The organism is Peterkaempfera griseoplana (genome assembly GCF_001418575.1).
In the GTDB taxonomy this organism is placed as follows: domain Bacteria; phylum Actinomycetota; class Actinomycetes; order Streptomycetales; family Streptomycetaceae; genus Peterkaempfera; species Peterkaempfera griseoplana.
Genome location: NZ_LIQR01000645.1, coordinates 1 through 2,898, shown reverse-complemented (window position 1 = coordinate 2,898; position 2,898 = coordinate 1). Strand labels below are relative to the sequence as shown.

Annotated in this window: 2 protein-coding genes; one reads left to right on the top strand and one right to left on the bottom strand. The window is 73.1% G+C overall.

The features are described 5' to 3' along the window. The first annotated feature begins 400 nt into the window (after nt 1-400). Nucleotides 401-1,759 carry an MATE family efflux transporter gene (locus tag AOK09_RS34700; protein ID WP_055591183.1) on the top strand — a complete coding sequence of 453 codons (1,359 nt, stop codon included), beginning with the start codon at nt 401-403 and terminating at the stop codon, nt 1,757-1,759. Here AOK09_RS34700 and AOK09_RS40605 read toward each other — a convergent pair. Further along, the coding region (locus AOK09_RS40605) for a hypothetical protein (RefSeq protein WP_055591182.1) at nt 1,756-2,898 on the bottom strand (1,143 nt) is incomplete at its 5' end. The genes AOK09_RS34700 and AOK09_RS40605 overlap by 4 nt on opposite strands.

Genomic DNA, 2,898 nt, shown 5'->3' with positions numbered 1-2,898 from the left:
GGGTGTTCGGGGCCGGAGTCGGATGGTCCATGCCGGTGCCTCCCTGTCCGCGCGTGGGACGCGCGCCCGTCTCTTTCTTACGGCACCCCACTGACAGCAAGGCTCCCGGGGCGGGGTGCGACAGGCCGGGGCGACGGACCACGCTAAGGGTCCGGCGCCCTCTCCACCAAGACGGTTATCCACAGGGGATGTGGATGACGGGCGGCCGACTGTGGAGAACAGGCGCCAACCTGTGCACAGCCTGGGGGAAACTCCTGTGGATAACCACACCATCTACCTGGCGTCAACGAGCTGACCTGCTCATACTCCATCCACTCCCTGTGCAGGAGAATTTCTTGGGGCGCCTGGTGAAGATCGCCACAAAGGGTGTAGGAACCGCTACCGCGCGACGCAGGTAGTAATGGACGGCGGCGCATATAGACTCTTACCTGTGGATGACCAAGAGAGCACGCCCCGCCGTCATGACCGGGAGATACTGGCACTCGCCCTGCCCGCCTTCGGAGCCCTGGTCGCCGAGCCGCTCTTCCTGATGGCCGACTCGGCCATCGTGGGCCATCTGGGCACGGCGCAGCTCGCCGGCCTCGGGGTGGCCGCCTCCCTGCTGGCGACCATCACCGGCGTGTTCGTCTTCCTCGCCTACGCCACCACCGCCGCCGTCGCCCGCCGGATCGGCGCCGGTGACCGAAGGGCCGCCATCCAGCAGGGCATCGACGGCATCTGGCTGGCCCTGCTGCTCTCCGCCGTCCTGGTGCTGCTGGCACTGCTGTCGGCGCCTGTCCTGGTCGACGCCTTCGGCGCCTCACGCTCAGCGGCCCCGTACGCCGTCACCTATCTGCGGATCAGCGCTCTGGGCATCCCCGCCATGCTCTCGGTGCTCGCCGCCACCGGTGTACTGCGCGGTCTGCAGGACACCCGTACCCCGCTGCTGGTCGCCCTGGCCGGTTTCTCGGTCAATCTGCTGCTCAACCTGGGTCTGGTGTACGGGGCCGGACTGGGCGTGGCCGGATCGGCATGGGGCACCGTCCTGGCCCAGAGCGGTATGGCGGCCGCCTATGTCCTGGTGGTCGTCCGGGGAGCCCGGCGGCACGGTGCGACGCTGCGACCCGCTCGGGACGGAATCCGGGCCTGCGCCCGGGCAGGCGGTCCACTGCTCGTACGCACGGTGAGCCTGCGCGCCGTCCTGCTGATCGCCACCGCGGTGGCCGCCCGGCTGGGGGACGCCGAAGTGGCCGCGCACCAGGTGGCGATGACGCTCTGGAACTTCCTGGCGTTCGCACTGGACGCCATCGCCATCGCCGGACAGGCCATCATCGGCCGCTGCCTCGGAGCGGGTGATGTCGCGGGTGCCCGGGCAGCCACCCGGCGGATGGTGCAGTGGGGAGTCGGCTCAGGTGTGGTGCTGGGACTGCTGCTGGTGCTGGCACGGCCGCTCTACGTCCCCCTCTTCACCCCGGACGCGGCGGTGCAGGACCGGCTGGCCGCGGTGCTGCTGATCGCCGCACTGACCCAACCGCTGTCCGGGGCGGTCTTCGTGCTGGACGGGGTGCTGATCGGCGCGGGCGACGGCCGTTATCTGGCCTGGGCCATGCTGGTCACGCTCGCGGTCTTCGCCCCGGTCGCCCTGCTGGTACCGGCCCTGGGCGGCGGCCTGGTCGCGCTCTGGTGGGCGGTCGCCCTCTCCATGGCGGTACGACTGGCCTCGCTCGGGTGGCGCACCCGCACCGGTGCCTGGCTGGTGACCGGAGCGGTACGGGTCTAGGAGCGCCCCGGCCCCTCCGGTCCGGGCGTGGCTGCACACGCCGGGACCCGGGCGGAACGCGGCGGCTCCTGCACGGCGTGGCCTGCGCGGAAGACCGAGAGGATCCGCCGCTCCCCGCCTGTCCCCAGCCGGGCGGCGAGAAGGCGGCCGGTACGGGGATCGTCGATCAGCGCGGCCAGCGGGTGCACGCTCACACCGTGCTCGGTGAGGGCGTACCAGACGCGGGCCAGCACCCTGCCGTACTCGATCAGCCCCTGCGGAGTGGCGGCGTCGGGGCCGTGGCGGCCCGAGGCGTCCCCCACCATGACCAGCACGCTGCCGTCCGCCCGGAGCGGTCGGTGGCAGGCGGCAGCCAGCAGCCGCGGCAGGGCGAGCGCCCGCAGCAGTGGCTGGAGCGGAGCGCTGAGGGCCGCGGCCAGGACGGTGACACCGGCAGGGCCGAGCCCGAGGGCGGGGCCGCTGAGGCCGTCCAGGGCGTGGCGCGGATGGCGGGGCGTGGGCCGCAGCCAGCCGCGGAGTTCGGCGGCCGTGCGGCGGTCGGCCAGCAGCCGCCGGTCCGCGCTGCGGGCGAGTCCCGCGACCTCACGGGTGTGGAGGTGGATCAGGCGGGCGAAGGGCAGGGACGCCAGCTGGTCGCGGGCTGCCGACAGCTCGGTGCCGGTGAGCGGTCCGGGCCGGTGCGCTCCCCTGGCGGTGGCTCGTCTCTCCACGGTGGCGAGGGTGAACGGGGTGCTGTAGGGGCTGTCGGCGGAGAGCAGCCGGGCGGCCCGGTGGCTGTCCTCGTCGAGGTCGACGGCGGCCCGCACGGCGAGCCCTGCGTCGGAGGCCACGATCAGGCAGGTCTCCAGGAAGGCGCCCAAGGAGAGGAAGAGGTCCCGCCGGGACGCGTCGGCGTGCGGCAGCAGGCGCCCCTGCTCCCAGTGGACGGTGATCCGGTCCCGCTCGTGGACCAGTCTCCAGGGCTGGGTGTTGTGACGGCTGGGGGCCCGGCGGCAGTGGTCCTCCAGTGCCCGGAAGGCCTCGGTCCAGGGAATCCCGGTCTCCCCCGCCTTCCCGGTGTCGCACGGCGCGGTGCCGGGTGGCCGGGGCACGGCCGGGCCCGGTGCGGATGACGTGGGGTCGTACCCGGGGGCGGGGGC

Coding starts and splice junctions, on each gene's coding strand:
- AOK09_RS34700 (WP_055591183.1), top strand. CDS start 401: ATGGACGGCGGCGCATATAGACTCTTACCTGTGGATGACCAAGAGAGC.